At 65.2% G+C, this 17,742-nt stretch carries 14 protein-coding genes; 1 reads left to right on the forward strand and 13 read right to left on the reverse strand.

What is annotated here, in order from left to right; genetic code table 11:
* Positions 1-40: 40 nt before the first annotated feature.
* The 8 genes from A4H34_RS00645 to A4H34_RS00680 form a co-directional block, all read right to left on the reverse strand.
* Entirely contained in the window at positions 41-742 is a 702-nt protein-coding gene (locus A4H34_RS00645) for an L-ribulose-5-phosphate 4-epimerase (protein WP_197480374.1), read from the reverse strand.
* Entirely contained in the window at positions 739-2,421 is a 1,683-nt protein-coding gene (locus A4H34_RS00650) for a ribulokinase (protein ID WP_064230729.1), read from the reverse strand. The genes A4H34_RS00645 and A4H34_RS00650 overlap by 4 nt, the downstream gene beginning before the upstream one ends.
* 89 nt (positions 2,422-2,510) lie before the next feature.
* Positions 2,511-3,878 (reverse strand): sn-glycerol-1-phosphate dehydrogenase, encoded by a 1,368-nt coding sequence (locus A4H34_RS00655; RefSeq protein WP_064230730.1) that lies wholly within the window; start codon positions 3,876-3,878, stop codon positions 2,511-2,513.
* A gap of 139 nt (positions 3,879-4,017) precedes the next feature.
* Complete coding sequence (locus A4H34_RS00660) at positions 4,018-5,568, reverse strand: FGGY-family carbohydrate kinase (protein WP_040323076.1); 1,551 nt, start codon at positions 5,566-5,568, stop codon at positions 4,018-4,020.
* Between the two features lie 86 nt (positions 5,569-5,654).
* The gene (locus A4H34_RS00665) at positions 5,655-6,455 is read right to left on the reverse strand and encodes an HAD-IIA family hydrolase (protein ID WP_050758817.1); all 801 of its coding nucleotides are present in this window, start codon (positions 6,453-6,455) and stop codon (positions 5,655-5,657) included.
* Between the two features lie 216 nt (positions 6,456-6,671).
* Complete coding sequence (locus A4H34_RS00670) at positions 6,672-7,706, reverse strand: hypothetical protein (RefSeq protein WP_064230731.1); 1,035 nt, start codon at positions 7,704-7,706, stop codon at positions 6,672-6,674.
* A 120-nt stretch (positions 7,707-7,826) separates the two neighbouring features.
* Positions 7,827-8,294 (reverse strand): ribose-5-phosphate isomerase, encoded by a 468-nt coding sequence (locus tag A4H34_RS00675; protein WP_064230732.1) that lies wholly within the window; start codon positions 8,292-8,294, stop codon positions 7,827-7,829.
* 827 nt (positions 8,295-9,121) lie between these two features.
* Entirely contained in the window at positions 9,122-9,949 is an 828-nt protein-coding gene (locus A4H34_RS00680) for a DeoR/GlpR family DNA-binding transcription regulator (RefSeq protein WP_231870902.1), read from the reverse strand.
* Positions 9,950-10,360: 411 nt separating this feature from the next.
* On the opposite strand from A4H34_RS00680, the gene A4H34_RS00685 reads away from it, so the two are divergent.
* Positions 10,361-11,050 carry a cyclase family protein gene (locus A4H34_RS00685; RefSeq protein WP_064230733.1) on the forward strand — a complete coding sequence of 230 codons (690 nt, stop codon included), beginning with the start codon at positions 10,361-10,363 and terminating at the stop codon, positions 11,048-11,050.
* A 632-nt stretch (positions 11,051-11,682) separates the two neighbouring features.
* Here the strand turns inward: A4H34_RS00685 and A4H34_RS00690 are convergent.
* The 5 genes from A4H34_RS00690 to A4H34_RS00710 all read right to left on the reverse strand — a co-directional run bounded on the left by A4H34_RS00690 (position 11,683) and on the right by A4H34_RS00710 (position 17,741).
* Positions 11,683-14,268, reverse strand: a complete 2,586-nt coding sequence (locus tag A4H34_RS00690) for an ATP-dependent Clp protease ATP-binding subunit (RefSeq protein WP_009198426.1) — start codon at positions 14,266-14,268, stop codon at positions 11,683-11,685.
* A 181-nt stretch (positions 14,269-14,449) separates the two neighbouring features.
* Positions 14,450-14,896: a D-aminoacyl-tRNA deacylase gene (gene dtd / locus A4H34_RS00695; protein ID WP_009198424.1), complete on the reverse strand. Its 447-nt coding sequence runs from the start codon at positions 14,894-14,896 to the stop codon at positions 14,450-14,452.
* A gap of 231 nt (positions 14,897-15,127) precedes the next feature.
* Positions 15,128-15,556, reverse strand: a complete 429-nt coding sequence (locus tag A4H34_RS00700) for a DUF2516 family protein (RefSeq protein ID WP_009198422.1) — start codon at positions 15,554-15,556, stop codon at positions 15,128-15,130.
* Positions 15,553-17,169 carry a CAF17-like 4Fe-4S cluster assembly/insertion protein YgfZ gene (ygfZ, locus tag A4H34_RS00705; protein WP_064230734.1) on the reverse strand — a complete coding sequence of 539 codons (1,617 nt, stop codon included), beginning with the start codon at positions 17,167-17,169 and terminating at the stop codon, positions 15,553-15,555. The genes A4H34_RS00700 and ygfZ overlap by 4 nt, the downstream gene beginning before the upstream one ends.
* On the reverse strand, positions 17,169-17,741 hold the full coding sequence (locus tag A4H34_RS00710) for an FABP family protein (protein ID WP_064230735.1): 573 nt from the start codon (positions 17,739-17,741) through the stop codon (positions 17,169-17,171). The genes ygfZ and A4H34_RS00710 overlap by 1 nt, the downstream gene beginning before the upstream one ends.
* Between the last annotated feature and the right edge of the window lies 1 nt (position 17,742).

Genomic DNA, 17,742 nt, shown 5'->3' on the forward strand with positions numbered 1-17,742 from the left:
TCCTTTCGGGTTGTTGTGCACGTCGGCGCGGCTCGGGCGCCTAATGCTGACCGTAGACGTTCTGGTATCTCTGGTAAAGCGCGTCGATGTGATCCTGGGCCACCGGCACGGGGTCGCCGAGCAGCTGGGCCGTCGCGACAGTGCGGGCGACCTCCTCGACCATGACGGCGGCCTTGACTGCGGCCTCGGCGTTCTTGCCCACGGTGAACGGGCCGTGGTTGGCCATGAGCACCGCAGGCGAGCGCGAGGACCTGAGGGTCTCCACGATCCCCCGCCCGATCGAATCGTCGCCGATGATCGCGAACGGGCCCACCGGCACCTCGCCGCCGAACTCGTCGCCCATCATCGTCAGAACGCAAGGGATCGGCCGGTGAAGCGCGGCGAAGGCCGTCGCGTAGGTCGAGTGGGTGTGGACCACTCCGCCGACCTCGGGCATGTGCCGAAAGACGTATGCCGCAGCGGCGGTGTCCGAAGAGGGACTGAGCGAGGAGGGCGTTCCGTCGTCGATCTTCTCCCCCTCCAGCGTGCACACTGTCATGTTGTCCGGGCTCAGCTCGCTGTAGCGCACGCCCGAAGGCTTGATGACGAAAAGATCGGCGCCCGGAACGCGTTCGGAAACGTTGCCGGCCGTCCAGACCACGAGGCCGTTGGCGGGAAGCTCGGCGTGCAGCCGCGCCACCCGCTCCCTCGTGGCCCGGACGGAGGCCTGAACGTCCGGTGCGAGCTCGGACAGGCGGATCACTGCTCGGCGTCCCTGTCGCGATAGATGCGCGCGCGGATGTCCTTCAGCCGGTGCATGGGCGAAACGCCGTTGTAGCGGCCGAAGAAGTCGTGCAGCTCCTTGTAGATCTCGTAAACTTCGTCGTAGCGGGCGGAGGCTTCGAGATTCGGCTCGTAGGCGTGCTTCTCCACCGAGGACATCGCGTCGGCGGCCGCGAAGACGTCCGGGTAGACGCCGGCGGCGACCGCGGCGAACACGGCCGAGCCCAGCGCGCCGGTCTGCTCGGCCGTGGAGACCGAGATCGGGCGGCGGGTGATGTCCGAGAGCATCTGCATGTAGTACGAGTTCTTGAGCAGGCCGCCGGCGGCGACGATCTCGTCGACCTTGATCCCGTGCTCCTCGAAGTTGTCGATGATGACGCGGCAGCCGAAGGCCGTCGCTTCGAGGAGGGCGCGGTAGACGTCCTCGGGCGCGGTGGTCAGCGTCTGGCCGACGACGAGGCCGGAGAGCCGGGCGTCCGCGAGGATCGAACGGTTGCCGTTGTGCCAGTCGAGGGCGACGAGGCCGTGCTCGCCGATCTCCTGGCCCTTCGCCTTCTCGACGAGCAGGTCGTGGACCGAGACGCCGCGCGACTTCGCCTCCTCCACGTAGGAACCCGGCACGCAGTTGTCCACGAACCACGCGAAGATGTCGCCGACGGCCGTCTGGCCGCCCTCGAATCCCCAGTAGCCGTCCACGGCGCCGCCGTCGACGATCCCGAACACGCCGGGGCAGTCGCGGTATTCCTCGCCGTTGAGCACGTAGCAGGACGACGTGCCGAGGATCGCGGTGAGCTGGCCCGGGCGGACGGCGTTTGCGCCGGCGACGACGACGTGCGCATCGATGTTGCCGGACGCGACGGCGATGCCCTCGGGCAGGCCCGTCAGCTCGGCCATCTCCTTCGTCAGGCCGCCGACCTTCGCGCCGAGCGGGAGGACGGGGGCGCTCATCTTCTCCTCGAAGACGCGGCCGAATCCGGGCTTGACGGCCTCGAGGTACTCGAAGGAGGGGTACTTCCCGTCCTGGAGCATGCGCTTGTAGCCGGAGTCGCCCGCCGACTGCGTCAGGGTCCCGGTCAGCTTCCAGGTGAGCCAATCGAGGAGGTTGCACACCACGTCGGCCTCTTTGTAGACCTCCGGAGCCATCTCGAAGACCTCGAGGACCTTCGGCAGGAGCAGCTCGGAGGAGAGCACCCCGCCGTAGCGGCCGAGCCATTCCTCGCGGCGGGCCTCGGCGACCTTCACCAGCCGGGTGGCCTGATCCTGGGCGCCGTGGTGCTTCCACAGCTTGACGTATGCGTGGACGTTGTTCTCGAAGCCGGGCTTCTCGCACAGCGGCACGCCGTCCTTGTCGGTGAAGAACACCGTCGCCGACGTCGCGTCGACGCCGATGCCCACGATGTCGGCCGGGTCCACCCCGGCGTCCTTGACCGCGGCGGGAACCGACTCGCGCAGCACCTTGACGTAATCGGCCGGGTTCTGCAGCGCGAATTCAGGCGGAAGGGTCTGATTGTCGCCGGCGGTCAGGGTGCGGTCCATGACGCCGTGCGGGTATTCGGTCACGTGCGTGCCGAGCTGCTCGCCCGTCGCGGCGTCCACGACGATGGCGCGGCCGGAGAGCGTTCCGTAGTCGATGCCAACGATGTATTTCTTATCGGACATATGTTTTCTCCTTGGGTTAGGGGAAGACTTGGGTTAGGGGAAGAAAGGAAAAGCGGGTGACGGAGTTCGAAGGGGCTCGACGATCCGAGTCACTCCGCGGGGCGGCGGTGCCGGCCCCAGAAGCCCTCGGGCGAGAACAACTTCTCGACGACGGCGTCGTAGACCCCCAGGTCGATGAGGATGTCGAAGACGGTGTAGCGGTCGCGGATCATCTGAGCCTTGAAGTGGGTCTCGCGGAAGCGCTCCCAATCGATCTCGATGAGCTCGGGATGGTATGGCGCGCCCACCGTCTTCAGGCGGTCCATGATCTCCTCGGGCGCCATGAGCTGGGCGCGCAGCCTCTCGCGCAGCTCGGGCCACTTCTCCTTGAGCAGCTCGATGCGGGCGACGAGCTCTTCGCCTTCGGTCCTCTTCTTGAGGGAGTGGCGCACGGCCTCTTCCTGCATCCGGGGCTTGAGGGCGGCGCGCACCTGGGATTCGACCTGCTCGGGGCTCTTGACGGCCGCGAGCGCCCGATCGACGTCGAAGTCCTCGGCCTCCATCTTGAGGAATTCCTCCCAGATGGCGCACGAGGCGACCGTTCCGACCCCGACCTTGAATCCGTGCGAAAGCGGGGGCTCCCAATCCAGCCCGTGGCCTTCCATCTCCCACACGTGCGAGAACTGGTGGCCGGCGCCGGAGGCCGAACGCGAGGACTGGCCGGCCTGCATCGCGAGACCGGACATGAGGTTGCCCTCCATGAGGCCCTCGATGGCCTTCTTGTCGCCGTTCCCGATGGCTTCGGGGTCGGCGAGGGAGCCGCGCAGCGGGCCCTGGACCATGTTCCACACGTACTCGTTGATCGGTTCGATCCCCAGGGCGTCGGCGAGGATCCAGTCCGCGCCGGCCGGGATCTTCTCGATGAGGTCGCCGTATCCGGTGGCGGTCAGGCGCTTGGGCGCGTTGCATACGACGTCGTTGTCCGCGACGAGGCCGGCGGGGCCGGGGCACGAGCGGGTGATCTTGAAGCCGTCGCGGGAGATGGACGCGCCGAAGGCGGCGAAGCCGTCGACGGAGGCGGCCGTGCACACGTTCATGTACGGGCGGCCGAGCTCGCCGGAGGCCAGCTTGGCGATGTCGTTGAGCGTGCCCGCTCCGATCGAGCACACGACCGTGTCCTCGAGCGGCTCGATGTGCTTGCGCAGAATCTCGACGTTCTTGTAGTCGCCGTAAAGCGTGGGCTTTCCGGGGAAAATATACGGTTCTTGGGCGAATTCGACCCCCGCCGCCTTGAGGGAGGCGACCACTTCCTCGCCGGTCGCGCCGAAGGTGTTTTCGTCTGCCACGACAAGGGCCTTCGCCCCCGGGAACAGCTTGGCGAACATTTCGCCCGTCTGGCTGGTGACGCCGTCGCCGAAGACGATGTCCTTTGTCTCGACGGCCGTCTTGAGAGCCTTTTCGATGAGATCGCTCGACATTGTTCTATCCTTTCCCTTTCGTGCCTTCCAGGCTTGCCGCGCCAATCCCGATGCTTGCTGCGCAAGGCCCTTCCGGCTCTGTGGTTGAACTTGTGATGCGGCCCGGGGCCCTCCTGACGGAAAGCCCCGGGCTCGCGGATCATTCGGCTGCTGCGTGCTCGGCGGCGACGTGGTCGACCGTCTCGTGAATAAGGCCTTGCACCAGCGGGAACTGCTTGCAGTACTGATCGGCGTAGAACTTGTACTGCTCGTGCCTCTCGGCGTCGGGCTCAATGCGCTCGCGCTCGTGGACCATCGCGTCGGCGGCCTCCTGGACCGACCCGTACAGGCCCGCGCCGGCGGCGGCGAGGATGCACGAGCCGAGTGTGACCGCGTCGCCCACCTCGGTCAGCGTGATCGGAACGCCGGTGACGTCGGAGTGCATCTGCGTCCACATGCGGGACTTCGTCGCGCCGCCGCAGGCCACAAATTCCTGAACCTCGAATCCGGCTTCGCGCAGCTTGCGCAGGTTGGCTTCGACGCCGTAGCAGACGGCCTCCTGGATTGCGCGGTACATGTGCTCGCGGCTGTGGGCGAGCGAGAGCCCCGTGAAGACGCCGCGGGCCTTGGAGTCGGAGTAGGGCGTGCGGTTGCCCTGGAAGAACTCGTTGATGACGAGGCCGTCGCAGCCGATCGGGATGTCCGCCGAACGCTGGTTGAGGATGTCGTAGGCGTTGAGGCCGGTCTGCTCGGCCGCCAGGTTGATGTCCGGGCAGAAGTTGTCCTTGAACCACTTGAGCACGGACCCGGAGGAGACCAGCGAGATCTCGACCGTGTACTGGCCGGGGACGACGCCGTCGGTGTAGCCGCCGAAGAAGCCGGGGCCGGAGACGGGGTCGGGCGACTGGCCGGACATGACGTGCGAGGAGCCGGTCACCAGCGACATCTTACCCGGGCGCAGCACGTTGAGGCCGATCTGGCCGTGCCACGCGTCGCCGCCGCCTTGGGCGACGGGCGTGCCGGGAATGAGGTCGAGGGCCTCGGCCGCGGACTTCGACAGCCCGCCGACGAGCACGCCCAGGTCGTTGACCACGGTGGGGAGCTTGTCAAACACGTCCCCTGCGCCGGCCTCTTCGTAGAGGTCGGCGGGCCAGCCGCCGTTGTCGCGGTCGTAGTACATGCGGTGGGCGGCCGTGTTGATGTTCTGCGTCCACTCGCCGGTCAGCTTGAAGGTGAGCCAGTCGGGCGCATCCACGAGGCGGTATGCCTTGTCGTAGGTCTCGCGCTCGTTTTCGCGCAGCCATGCGGCCTTGAAGGGGAACCATTCGGCGGTCGGCGGCAGGGTGCCGTTTCCGGTGTACCGCCGAGCGGGCGACTTCGTGTCGGCGACGCGGGCCGCCTGCTCCGTTGCCCGGACGTCCATCCACATGATCGCCGGACGCAGGGCTTCGCCGCCATGGTCGAGGGCGACGACGGTCATCGTCGTCGCATCGTAGGAAATGCCTTTGATCTCGTGGGGCTGGACGCCCGAACGCTGCATGACGCTGTGAACCGAGGCGCGAAGGGCGTTCCACCAGTCGGTGGGCGACTGCTCAGCCCAGCCCGGCGCCGGGTGCGTGGTCTTGTATGCCGTCGCTGCGAATGCCACGGGCGCTCCGGTGAGATCGAAGATTCCGACTCGGCACGACTCCGTGCCGAAGTCGATGCCCATGACGTAGGGGCCGCCGGTGAGTGAGTTGGTGTTGTTGAAAACAGACAAGGAAACCTCCGCGCTGAAGTTCGTATGTGTTTGACAGTTCACTCGTCCGCGTCGGACCAGCCCCATTCGAGGCGGACGGCCTCGGGAATGAGATGGTCGATGCGGTCGAGGACGAATGTGGGCTGATCGGCCGGATCCAGGGCTTCTGCCTCTTCCAGCGTCGAATCGCCGGTCAAAAGCAGGCACGAAACCATGTTCGTCTTAATGGCCATGCCGATGTCGGTCATGAGGCGGTCGCCCACCATCATGCAGTTGGCCGGATCGACGTCCAGGCCGTCGATCGCCGCCGAAAGCATGGTGGCCTCGGGCTTGCCCATGTTCGCCTGGCACTTGGCTCCGGTGCAGGCTTCGATGGCCGCCACGATGGTGGCGGCGTCGGGTTCGCCGCGCCCGCCCGGGAAGGGGCAGTAGCGGTCGGGGTTGGTCGTGATGAGGAATGCCCTCTTGTGGAACCAGATGGCGTCGAATGCGATCTGGAGCTTCCGGTACTCGAAGGTCCGGTCGTAGGAGGCGATGACGATGTCGATCTTCTCCGGGTCCTCGCTCATGGCGATGCCCGCCTCCGCGAGGGCCTTCTTGAGGGGCTCTTCGGAGATGGGGAAGACGACGGCGTCGGGATGGTTCGCCTTGAGCCAGCGGACCGTTGTGACGACGGTGTTGGCGATTTCCTCAATCGGCGTGGGAATCCCGAGCTTTCCGAGCTTTTCCAGATAAAGCTGCGGGTCCTTCGTCGGGTTGTTCGACAAGAAGCGCACGGGCCTGCCCAGCTCGCGCAGCCCTTCGATGAGCCGCTTGGCGCCGGGCAACAGGTCGTCACCCAGATAAATGGTGCCGTCCATGTCGAAAATGTAGGCGTCGTAGAGCCTGTCAGGAGATGTGCGCCTCACTGCGTTCCTCTCTCGAGTCTTCCGGATTTCGAATTTCGACCCTGAGCTTCAGCCCTGCGCTTCGATCATTGGCGTGACAATGATTCGAATGCGTGAATTTGAAGCGCACGGCATTTTGAAGGGCGGGCCTCGGGCCGGGGCGGGTCGCTGCCCCGGCCCGAGGGGCTTTTAGAACAGCGCCGCCAGGGAAACCACAATCGTGTTGCAGATCCAGATCGACGCCGCCGGGGGATCAATGTGGGACGTGCCGCGGTTGTACCAGAGCCTGGCGAAGAACTCGCAGACGAAGGCGTTGAAGATGCCGAAGATGCCTGCGATCACCAAGGCGAGGGTTGCCATGGTCCAAGTCTTCGAATCCCACGTCGCGGTGGCCGTCCACTTGAAGTCGTCACCCATGAGGACGGGAAAGAACTGAACGGCCGCCAACCCGGCGATGTTCGTCACGTGGTGCTGAACCGGCATGTTGCGGTTAGTGATGAGGAACAGGATAATGACTGCCGAAATACCGAACGCGAAGGTGTTGGCAAAGGCTGCACCTCCAGGGACGTTGGCGGCCAAGAAGATCGACACAGCTCCTGCGAAGATGCCGAAAAGCGAACCGATGGCGATGAGAGGGCCGCGGTGCTCCTGCCACTCCAGCCAGCGGCCGTTCGGGCCGGGCTTAATCTTCTCGAGGAAGGTCTTAGCTCCGGGAGCGAAGGCGTGGGGCGAATGCAACGAGCCCTTGACGAGGCCCTTGCCGGGATCGCCGCCGAAGACGATGCGCGCGACGATGCCGGAAATGAGAACCGTCAGGGCGACGGAATCGGTGTGGCCGCCGAACCACGGAATCTTCGAAATACCGATCTGGACGATGTAGCCGAAGATGCCGAAGATGGAGCCGACGTAGATGACGTCGGGGCGTCCAAGGCCGGCCAGCGGGGAGTTGACGTCCTTGCCGTCTTCCATATATCCCTTGTATCTGGCGTAAACCGCCGCTGCCGCGCCTCCGGCGAAGGCGATATGCGGGCCCATGAAAGGGCCGAACGATATGTAGTCGAAGCCGAAGGAGTTTCCGGTGGCGGCGAAGACGCCCCACGATGCGAGTACGCAGAAGCCGGTGAGAACGAAGGCGTAGTTGCCTCCGATTGCAGCACCGACAGCGCCGCCCGCGATAGCGGCGAGGAGTCCGAATAAGAAGACTCCCAGCGAAGCTGTAAACATCGATGTTCCTTTTAGGTCGGGCGGATGAGACATCCGCTAGGTGTGGTCCGCGATTCCCGACAAAGGCAATCGCGCGAGTTTTTCGAGGCCCCTTCCCTTCGAGGGACGTCGAAAGCAGTTCTAGCAGCCAGCCGAACCGTTTTCGTATTCTACAAGGACGTCAACGTTGGCTTTCGAGTGCGACGAGGGGTCGAATTCGTAGCCGAGGAACTCGCGAGCAAGCCTTCTGGCGAGCTCGAGCCCGATGACGCGCTGGCCGAGGCACAAAACGTGTGCGTCGTTGGAAAGAATGAGCCGTTCTACGGAGAAGCTGTCGTGCGCCGTGCTCGCGCGAATGCCGGGGACCTTGTTCGCAGATATGGCCATGCCCATGCCCGTCCCGCAGCAGAAGATCCCGCGGTCGGCCTTCCCTTCCGCAATGAGCCGGGCGCCGGCGACGCCGACATGCGGGTAAGGGGTCTTATCGCCTTCCTTGACGCCGACGTCGATGATCTCGTCGACGCGCTCGTCCTGCTCGAGGTCCCTCTTGATGGCTTCTTTGTAGTCGTATCCTGCGAAATCCGCAGCGACGACGATGCGCAATCCCATGTTGTGCCCTTCCTTGCGACACTCTGTGTCAGCCAATCTGGGAACGCGTGCATTCCCACCTCGGCTGAGGCGACTCGTTGTTCAAAAAGAGTAACACCGGTTGTGTGAATCTTTTCGCATCCAATGTTAGTTTGGACATACTTCTAGTTAAGTTAACCGTTTCGAGAAGATGTGCAAATCATTTTTGCAACGATGTGCTGGCCATTTTTCGTTGACATGGCGCGAAATACAGTCAATTGAACGTTGTCGTATCTTTCAAGGTCCCTCTATTTGAGCACGCAATAAGGCGGCAGCCCGATTCACACCATGCCTGTTAATCGCCCCGTCAGCGTCGCGATACGTGAGGTCGGGTGTCGGTTCGATTCACACCATGCCTGTTAATCGCCCCGACGACGGCGAACTCGACAAGCCGCTCGCAACCCCGGTCACTAACTGCCCGCGCGTTGCCCCCGCACGTCGGTCGCGACGCTCCCGCGAACCCCGGTTGCCGACCCCCGTCCACGGGCCACGCGCGTGATGACAACCGTGCTGAGACGGTCGCCTGCAATCCACTGATTGACCGCGGACCACGCGCGTGATGACCACCGGAAGGATCTGTCGGACGCCGGCGGGCTCGGTTGCGTCCGCGACGTCACGCCAGGCGGCGGCGCTCTGGGGCACGGAAAGCGCTTAGCTGCCGTATAACGACCGAAGACAGGAAGCTTTGGCGCAGGCACTGACACCGAGCGGCGTCGACGTCACCGCCGAACTCGCACCCAAAGCCGCTGCGGAACTCACAGCCTCAACCGCAGCCATGGCCGCATTGGAAGCCGCCGCCATGGCCGCCGTCAAACCCGCGCGCTCTCTGCCCGCGGCGCGACGGTCACATCCACCTCGGCGTCGCGCATCCGGGCGACGAGCTCCTTCGGCGTCTCCGAGTCGACGACGACGGTCGTGAACTCGGCCATTTTGGCGAAGCGATAAAGCGCTTTGCGGGCGAATTTCGTGTGATCGAGGAGGAGAATCCGGGTTTCGGCCGATTCCAGCATCGCGCGTTTGACGGCGACGATTTCCTCGTAGGGGTGGAAGCAGCTCCAGTCCGAAATTCCCGAGGCTGAAACCATCGCGAAATTGGCGTGCATCTGACCGATCATGTCGACGGCGGCCGCGCCGACGAGGCTCTCTGCCCACTCTCTGTAGGCGCCGCCGACGATGATGAGATTTTCCGCGCCCGAACGCCCGGCCTCCTCCGCCACGAGCAGTGAGTTGGTGACGATGGACATCGAGGCTATGTCCCGCAGCGCGCGCACCACCCACACGCCCGACGTCGAATCGTCAAGCATGATTGAGCTGCCCGAAGGCACCATTGCGGCAGCGCAGGCTCCGATCTGCTCCTTGGCGGCCTCGCTCTGGTCCAGGCGAAACCTCGCGGAAGCCTCCTGCAGACCCGACGCCTTGGCAACCACTTTCCCGTTGTGGCGCTGGAGCATGCCGGCTTCCTCCAGCCAGGAGACGTCGCGGTAGATCGTCATCGACGAGACGCCCTGATCGTCGGCGAGCTCTTCGACGCTGACCGCGCCCTTTTTGATGACCAGCTCCGCCACTCGGGCGCGCCGGCTGCCCGGACTGTCTGCAGATTTGGCAGAACCCTCGTCGAAAGCGATTGGAAGCCTCACGCGCACCTCCTGTTTCACGGCAGCCTGACCGGGCGTTGCAGCCAAGCCGTTTCACGGCTGCCAAGCTTTTCACGGAAGCTTGGCCGTTGCGCCACAGCAATCCAGACTCGCCGCGCATCGGGCCTGCCGCCAACCCTACCCCGGATTCGCCCTTCGTGCGCAGCCGCGGAGCCAACTGCGCAGGGCATAACGGCCGGGGGCGAAGCCGGTGACGGCCGGATGCCAAGCCGACGGCGGCCGGATGCCAAGCCGACGGCGGCCGGGTGCAAAGCCCCCTTCCCTGAACTTGTGACTCCAACTTGTGACTCCTCTACAGCGTGGGCTATGGTTTACGTCAATCACGCGATACAGTGCCGTTTCGCCGCGAGAGATCGGGCAGTGCGGCAAACCCATTCCGATCGAAGGAGAACAATGTCGTTCGTTCATCTATCCCACATACTCGACCCTAAGGACGGCGCATTCCCCGGCGAGCCCACGCTGGAAGTCCGCCAGGACTCGGTGGTCAGCGAAACCGGAAAGCCGTTCAACTCGACGATCTCGACGCTGCCCAACCACGTCGGCACGCACATGGACGGCCCCCACCACTTCAACACAACGGGGCTAGATTTCCACGAGCTTCCCATTGAGTTCTTCGCCTACGAAGGCGACGAGGTGCTCGTCGTCGACCTCCCCCACCGCGGCAAGCCCCGCGAAGTCATCCTCAAGGAAGACATCGAGCCTTACGCCGAACAGCTCAAGGGCAAGCGGCTGCTCCTGCTGCGCACCGGGTTCGTCAAGATCAAGTTCACGGACCCGCACACCTACGAGCACGAGGGAGTGAGCATCCATCCAGAATTCTCGAAGTACCTCAACGAGGAGTTCCCCGAGCTCGCCTGCATCGGCGTCGACTTCCTTTCGCTCGGATCGCCGACGAACGACTACGGGCCCGAAGCCCACCGGTGGCTTCTCGGCAACTACACGGGCCACATCATTTGCGCCATCGAGGACATCAACCTCGAGCCGCTGGGCGACAAGAAAATCAAGGCGATCACGCTCGGCCCGCTGCGGGTCAAGGGCGTCGATTCCTCGCAGGTCAACGTCATGGCCTGGCTGGAGGACTAGGCAGGGCTTTGCCGGAAGGCCGAGCCCGGTCCTCGCCTGAAGGGCCAAGTCAAGGCTTTGCCCGAAAACCGACGAAGACTCGGATCGGCGGCTTCTCGCCGGGCGGGGCCCGAGCACTTTGGAAGTTCTCGGACAAATGCACTCGGCCGCTCTTTTGCGGCCGAGCTTTTGGCGATCCGCTGCCGGCTCAAGCGAGCGGCTCGCAACCGGCCCAAGCGGACAAATCATGGCCGACCCATGCGCGCAAGCCGGGGCGGCTCAGGCGGGCTGGCCGGGGCGGGTCGCCCCAACGCCCACGCACGCATGAAAAGCACGTCGCCAGCCAGGCCAGGCGTAGACCTCACTAGCCGACGCCCACGCACGCATGAAAGGCACAAATCGACGGCGCGCTACCTTTCCACGCTCCAGCCGACGCCCACTCGGACGTAAAAAGTACCTTGATATATCATTTCAGCAAATTTTTGAAATTTATAATGAACCAAGCGTTTTTCGTCAGCGTATCACCGCAACATCAGCCCGTGTCCGCGCCACCGAGACATCAGGCGTCGACAAAACGGCGTGTCCGCGGCTTTTCCCGAGGACACGCCGTTTTACAGCGATTTCATCGCGTCTTGTTGCTTGCAGGCCAACCGTCAGTTTGCGGCGCTCAGTCCGCTCGGCTGGGTGGTGTCCGCGCCTTGGCGTCGATTGTCCACGCCCGCGGTTAGGCCGTCCATCGACTCGGGTTCGGCCACGGCTACAACGTCCTGCGGCAGCTCGGCGTCGGCGTCGTAAGGGGTGAACGTGAACGTCACGGGGATGTTCTCCTCGTCGACGTCGGCCACGATCGTCTGCCCCTTGGCGAAGTCGCCGAATAGCAGCTTCTCAGAGAGCACGTCCTCGATGTCCCGCTGGATCGCTCGCCTCAGCGGGCGGGCGCCGAGCACAGGGTCGTATCCGCGGTCCGCGAGCAGCTCCTTGGCCCGCTTCGTCAGCACGAGGTGCATCTCCTGCTTGGCCAAGCGCTGATCGAGCTTGCCGACCATGAGATCGACGATGCGCAGGATTTCCTCGCGCTGCAGCTGCGGGAAGACGATCATGTCGTCGACGCGGTTGAGGAACTCGGGGCGGAAGTGCTCCTTGAGCGCTTCGCCCACGCGGCTCTTCATCCGCTCATACGAGGTGGTCGTGTCGCCGTCGAACTGGAATCCAGTGGTCACGCCCTTGGCGATGTCCTTGGTTCCGAGGTTCGTCGTCATGATGATGATCGTGTTCTTGAAGTCGACCACCCTGCCCTGCGAGTCCGTCAAGCGCCCTTCTTCGAGGATCTGAAGCAGAGAGTTGAACAGATCGGGGTGGGCCTTCTCGACCTCGTCGAAGAGCACCACCGAGAACGGTTTGCGACGGACCTTTTCGGTCAGCTGGCCGCCCTCGTCGTATCCGACGTATCCCGGAGGGGCGCCGAAGAGCCGCGAAACGGCGTGCTTCTCAGAGTATTCGGACATGTCGAGCGTGATGAGCGCGGACTCGTCGCCGAAGAGGAACTCGGCGAGGGCTTTCGCCAGCTCGGTCTTGCCGACGCCCGTCGGGCCGGCGAAGATGAACGAGCCGCCCGGGCGGTTGGGATCCTTGAGGCCTGCGCGCGTGCGGCGGATCGCCTGCGAGAGCGCGACCACGGCCTCGTTCTGGCCGATGACCCTCTTGTGCAGCTCCTCCTCCATGCGCAGAAGCTTGGCGGATTCCGCCTCGGAAAGCTTGAAGACGGGGATGCCAGTGGCCATGGAGAGAACCTCGGTCACGAGGTCTTCGTCGACGACGGAGACGATGTCCATGTCGCCGTCCTTCCACGCCTGCTCGCGCTCCGCGCGCTTTTCGCCGAGACGCTGCTCCTCGTCCCGGAGCGAGGCGGCCTTCTCGAAATCCTGGCCGTCGATGGCGGCTTCTTTTTCGCGGCGCACGGAGGCGATCCGCTCGTCAATCTCGCGCAGCTCAGGCGGGGCGGTCATCTTGCGGATGGCCAGGCGCGCGCCGGCTTCGTCGATCAGGTCGATGGCCTTGTCGGGAAGGAAGCGGTCGTTGACGTATCGGTCGGCCAGGGAGGCGGCCGTGTCGATCGCGTCGTCGGTGATGGTCACGCGGTGGAAGGATTCGTACCGGTCGCGAAGGCCTTTGAGGATCTCCACCGTCTGGGCGACCGTCGGCTGCTCCACCTGAATCGGCTGGAAACGCCTCTCCAAAGCGGCGTCCTTCTCGATGTGCTTGCGGTACTCATCGAGCGTCGTGGCGCCGATAACCTGCAGTTCGCCGCGGGCCATCATAGGCTTGAGCAGCGACGCCGCATCCAGGGCGCCTTCGGCGGCGCCCGCACCGACGAGCGAGTGGATCTCGTCGATGAAGAGCACGATGTCGCCCCGGGTGTTGATCTCCTTGAGGATCTTCTTCATACGATCCTCGAAATCGCCGCGGTAGCGCGAGCCCGCGACGAGTGACCCCATGTCGAGGGAGTACAGCTGCTTGTCTTTCAGCGTCTCCGGCACGTCGCCGGAGGCGATGGCCTGCGCAAGCCCTTCGACGACGGCGGTCTTGCCGACGCCGGGCTCGCCGATCAACACGGGATTGTTCTTCGTGCGCCGGGAGAGCACCTGCATGACGCGCTCGGTCTCCATATGGCGTCCGATGACCGGATCGAGCTTGTGGTCGCGAGCCGACTGTGTGAGGTTGCGGCCGTACTGGTCGAGGACCGTCGAGCCGGCCTTCGTCCCCTCGCGGGCGCCTCCGCCCACGCCCACGGGCTCCTTGCCCTGGAAGCCCGAGATGAGCTGATTGACCTGCGAACGCACGCGCGTCATGTCGGCCCCGAGCTTCGTCAGGACCTGTGCGGCCACGCCGTCGGGCTCGCGCGTCAAACCGAGCAGAAGATGCTCGGTGCCGATATAGGAGTGACCCAGCTGAAGGCCTTCGCGCATTGCGTACTCGATGACCTTCTTGGCTCGGGGCGTGAAGGGAATGTGGCCCGAGGGCGGCTCCTGGCCTTCGCCGATGATGTCGATGACCTGAGCCCGGACCTCGTCGAGCGTGATGTCGAGGGCTTCTAGCGCTTTTGCCGCCACGCCCTCGCCCTCGCGAATGAGGCCGAGCAGAAAGTGTTCAGTGCCGAGGTAGTTGTGCTTGAGGTTTCTGGCCTCGTCTTGCGCAAGCACAATGACCCGGCGAGCACGGTCTGTAAACCGTTCGAACATTGACTCTCCTTGTCGTGGATTGCACCGCCGAGGCCGCGGGTGGTGCGGGCCCGGCACGGCTCGGACGCGTTGACGCCCGGGCACGCTCATGGTGGTTTCACTCAACTCTATCGACGTTTTCCCGCTTTTTTACTACTGTTCGCCACAGGCGTGAGTACGGGCCCGCGCGGCCCCGGCGAAGTCAGGCTTCGATCAGCAGCGTGAACGGGCCGTCGTTGACGAGCTCCACGTCCATCATCGCGCCGAACTTCCCCGTTTCGACGTGCAATCCGTAAACCTTGCGCAGTTCCTCGGCGACAGCCGCGACGACCGGTTCGGCGACGTCGCCCGGAGCGGCGTGGGACCACCCCGGGCTCCTCCCCTTGCGCACATCCGCATACAGGGTGAACTGCGAAACGAGAAGCACGGACGCCCCTGCCTCTTCCGCGGACCGGCGGGCGTCGTCGTCTCCGTCGGCCCCGCGCAGCACGCGAAGCTGGGCGATCTTCCGCGCAGTTTTCTCAATCTGCGGCTTGCCGTCCCCGTGTGTGACGCCGAGCAGGACGCACAGCCCTTCGCCGACCTCCCCGACGACGTCGCCGGCAACCCGCACCTGCGCGCGCCTGACCCTTTGAACAACGGCTCTCATATTTCCTCCGTCTCAGACATGTTTGCCGCGCGTCCGATCCTATTCCCCGACGCGCGTCCGGACCATTCCCCGGCGCGCGTCTGGGCGAGTCTCCAGCGCGCGTCTGGGCAAGTCTCAGGCGCACGGCCTTCGCAGCCGGGTCCCAGCCTCAAGCCACCACGGCCTCGGACCGCCTCCCGAATCTTCCGACGGCCCTTGGGATCATCGGCCAATTCTCCCCGCCGCTTGGGATCACCAGCCCGAATCGCCACGGCCTCCTCCGCGGCCCCATCCCCTGCTTTTTCCCATTCGACGTCGCTCTGGGCCGACGTAGTAAACGGCGAGGATAAGCGCAACCCACTGCAAAATCCCATGGAGGGGGAGATACAGCGGCATGACGTAGGGCCAGACGAAGACGAGCAGGCTTGCCCCCAGCGCGACGAGCCAGAATTTCTTCGGGCGGGTCGCCGTGAAGTCCGCGGCGGGGCGCGCCAGGCACATGAGGAGCACGCAGGCGAGGAATGCGATGATGACGAGCCACACGGTCTGCCGGATCTCGTATCCAATGCTCCTGAGCGAAAAGGCCAGCACATCGGGGCCGTCGGCAGACAGCCGTTGCGCGAGGGTTGTGGGCGCATCGTCCGGCAGACTCGTCGCCAGTGCATTTTCCAGCAGACTCATAGTGGCTCCATGTTCCTTCTCGTGCGGCCCGGCTCGGCTTCCGACGCCGTGCGGGCCGGAGCAGCCTCAGATTCGACCCGATGGCGCTCGGCGCCCGATTCCGCCGGGCGCGCCTCGGCTCCCTTCTTTGCCCGCCGGAACTCTGCCCCCGGGCGTTCTGCGGGAGACGCGCTCGACTTGCCCTCGGGATCGACTATCAGCGTCTGCCCGGCGCGGAAATGCCCGACGTCGAGCACAGCCTCGGGATCGAGTGCACGCCTGACGAGGGCCAAGGCGACTGGGCCGTCCTCTGGGTGTCGAACGGCGCTGGTGACCACGCCGACTTTCCGCCCGCCGCTTGTCACGGGGTCCCCCGTCCTGGGAAGCTCGTCGACCGGCCCTTCGAGGAACAGTTCGACGAGCCTGCGCGGAGGCCTGCCGAGGTTCACCAGCTTTGCAACCGTCTCCTGGCCGCGGTAACACCCCTTGTTCAAATGGACGGCTGTGCGCAGCCAGTCGAGTTCATGCGGCAGGGCCCGCTCGTCCACCTCGAAGGCGACGCGGGGCCTCCATCCTGCGACCCGCGCGGCCTCCCAGGCCAGCATTCCGGCGGGCGCCGCGCCGGCGCGTTCCAGCGCGGCCAGCAGCTTCCCGCCCTTGTCGGCTTCGACGACGCCGATCACCCGACGCCAGTTGCGAGCCGGGTGCTCGATGCCGCGCAGGGTGTAGGTCGCTCCCCCCTCGCTCACGCCGGGCCACGGATCGCGCCACACGAAAAGGGCCGTTTCTTCGAGCGCAGCCGCAGCGGATCCGCCCAACGGCAAGCCAATGCCTTCCGGCCCGGAATTGGCGCCGTCCAACCCCAGGCTAGAACTTTCCGACGGCGAGCCGGCGCCGCCCGCCCCGGGGCCGACCCCAGCCGAAGGCGAGACAGTCCCATCCGCCCCCGGGCCGGCCCTATCCGCCCCCGAGCCAGCGCCCTCCGACGGCGACTCAGCCGCCTCCGCTCGCCGAGACGCGCCAACGGGAACGAAGGCTCCGATCGTCAGCAGATCCTCACGCAGATTCACTTCCACGCGCATCGTAAAGACCATGGAGTTCAGGAAGTCCGCCCATCGCCGACCGTCGCCCCGGTCGCATAAAAGCCAGGCGACGTCGCCGTCGTCGTAGACAAACGCGCCGTTCTCGATGTGCCCGGACGGGCTGAAGAGAAGAGCCTCGGTCGAGGCGCCGGGAGCGATGTCCGCGAGCGCCTGGCTCAGCAGCGAGTGCAGCCAGCGGCGCCTGTCCGCTCCGCGCACGGCGACGACGTCAAGCCCCACAACCGTGAATCCGCGCCCTTCTTCCAGCGCGCGCCACTCCCCCGCGGGGTCGCCGTAGTGGGCGGGCACGTGTGCGTCGACGCTCGCAACGGCCTCGTTTGCAACGACGTCGTCTGCAGCGCCGGCCGGAACGCCACGGCCGTCCACAACGCCGTCGCCTAAAACGCCGTCGGCGCCGCCCTCCGCGCTTTCGCCGCTAGCTGCTCCGCCGCCCGAAGAATTGTCGATGTCTCCGGGGAAGACGGCGCCTTCGAGGGCCCCGAGGGGCGCGCCTTCAAAATTCGCGAAGAAGGCCTTTTCGAACTCGCCCATCAGCCCTCGTCCCGAGAGAGCCGGCCGGCCATATACGTTCGCATCTCGTGCCCGAAGGCAGCGATGTCGTAGGCGTAGAACAGGTCAGATTGCACGAGGCCCGCGACGATCTTCGCGCCCTCGAAAGCCGCGGCCGTGGGAACTGAGGCTATCGCGTCCGCCGCGAACTGGAGGCGCGGACCGTCGATGAGGCCCGCCCATGTGATCGCGTGCCCGGCGGGGTTGGCGCTCACGGCTTCGAGAACCGTCGCGCCGTCGTGCTTTTCCGTTCCCGGAGCCGCGCGCACGAACCCGGACGAGCGCGTCCACAGCGAATCTTTTGTGAGGCGGGAGTACGCGGACAGCCCCGGTTCCTCCCTGTCGACCGCGCCGGCTTCTTCTTGTGCAAGCCACACCTGGGATTCGATGCGCAGGCAAGGGCCGCCGTCGTCGTTGTCGACCGTCAGCTCGTGGAGGTAGGCCGAAGCCTCGACGCCTTCGTACTCGAGGACGCCCGCGCCCTTCCATGAGCCGACGATCCAGGCCATGGGATACGTTTCGGGCGCGAGGCCCTCCGGGATGCTGAACACCATG

Origin of the sequence: Peptidiphaga gingivicola, from assembly GCF_001652275.1 — a bacterium.
GTDB lineage: Bacteria > Actinomycetota > Actinomycetes > Actinomycetales > Actinomycetaceae > Peptidiphaga > Peptidiphaga gingivicola.

Bases quoted from the DNA above. Each gene is read 5' to 3' on its own strand.
- A4H34_RS00670 (WP_064230731.1), bottom strand. From the start codon at position 7,706: ATGTTTACAGCTTCGCTGGGAGTCTTCTTATTCGGACTCCTCGCCGCT.
- A4H34_RS00650 (WP_064230729.1), bottom strand. From the start codon at position 2,421: ATGTCCGATAAGAAATACATCGTTGGCATCGACTACGGAACGCTCTCC.
- A4H34_RS00685 (WP_064230733.1), top strand. From the start codon at position 10,361: ATGTCGTTCGTTCATCTATCCCACATACTCGACCCTAAGGACGGCGCA.
- A4H34_RS00710 (WP_064230735.1), bottom strand. From the start codon at position 17,741: ATGGTGTTCAGCATCCCGGAGGGCCTCGCGCCCGAAACGTATCCCATG.
- ygfZ (WP_064230734.1), bottom strand. From the start codon at position 17,169: ATGGGCGAGTTCGAAAAGGCCTTCTTCGCGAATTTTGAAGGCGCGCCC.
- A4H34_RS00655 (WP_064230730.1), bottom strand. From the start codon at position 3,878: ATGTCGAGCGATCTCATCGAAAAGGCTCTCAAGACGGCCGTCGAGACA.
- A4H34_RS00665 (WP_050758817.1), bottom strand. From the start codon at position 6,455: ATGGACGGCACCATTTATCTGGGTGACGACCTGTTGCCCGGCGCCAAG.
- A4H34_RS00675 (WP_064230732.1), bottom strand. From the start codon at position 8,294: ATGGGATTGCGCATCGTCGTCGCTGCGGATTTCGCAGGATACGACTAC.
- A4H34_RS00700 (WP_009198422.1), bottom strand. From the start codon at position 15,556: ATGAGTCTGCTGGAAAATGCACTGGCGACGAGTCTGCCGGACGATGCG.
- A4H34_RS00660 (WP_040323076.1), bottom strand. From the start codon at position 5,568: ATGGGCATCGACTTCGGCACGGAGTCGTGCCGAGTCGGAATCTTCGAT.
- dtd (WP_009198424.1), bottom strand. From the start codon at position 14,896: ATGAGAGCCGTTGTTCAAAGGGTCAGGCGCGCGCAGGTGCGGGTTGCC.
- A4H34_RS00690 (WP_009198426.1), bottom strand. From the start codon at position 14,268: ATGTTCGAACGGTTTACAGACCGTGCTCGCCGGGTCATTGTGCTTGCG.